The sequence below is a fragment of the Rhodoglobus aureus genome (assembly GCF_039527955.1).
Classification (GTDB): domain Bacteria; phylum Actinomycetota; class Actinomycetes; order Actinomycetales; family Microbacteriaceae; genus Rhodoglobus; species Rhodoglobus aureus.
Genome location: NZ_BAAAKW010000039.1, coordinates 1 through 708 on the forward strand (window position 1 = coordinate 1; position 708 = coordinate 708).

1 protein-coding gene is annotated in these 708 nt (G+C 63.0%); it reads left to right on the plus strand.

Translation table 11 applies throughout. From position 1 onward, the window contains the following. Positions 1-122: 122 nt before the first annotated feature. The coding region (locus tag ABD112_RS11520; protein WP_343926014.1) for a helix-turn-helix domain-containing protein at positions 123-708 on the plus strand (586 nt) is incomplete at its 3' end.

A 708-nucleotide genomic window follows, 5' to 3' on the forward strand; every position in this document is an offset into this window, starting at 1 on the left:
TGTACTGCCCAGGGACGTTGGTTGAATCGGTGTGACGACTCGCTGTAGTTGTTGAGGGCTGGGTGAGGGCCTCCGGTTGAAAGTGGAGTTGTTGACACAACCACTTCGACCAGGAGACCCTCATGTCCCACGCTAATGCTGCTTTGACCCCGCGTCACCGTCTTCGGATCGCGCGTCTGATCATCGACGACGGATGGACCGTCTCGGATGCAGCCCACCAGTTCAACGTGTCGTGGCCGACCGCGAAACGGTGGGCGGACCGGTATGCCGCGATGGGTGGTGCCGGGATGGCCGACCGGTCGTCGCGGCCTCACCGCAGCCCGAACCGGACATCGCAGGAAATGGTGCGCAAGATCGGGCATCTGCGGTGGAAGCAACGCCTTGGACCGGTCGGGATTGGGTGGAAGCTGAACATGCCAGCCTCGACAGTGCATGCCGTGCTGGTGCGCTGTCGGCTCAACCGGCTGCACCACATTGATAAACGCACCGGTGAGGTGGTGCGACGTTACGAGCACGACAAACCGGGCGCGATGATCCACGTGGACGTGACGAAGTTCGGCAATATTCCCGACGGCGGCGGGCACCGTTACCTCGGACGGCAACAGGGAAACAAGCACCGGGCCGCGACCGTCGGGGCAGACCGCAGCAAGCGCCACGCACCGCTGATCGGGAAAGCGTTCGTGCATACCGTCATCGATGACCACTCCC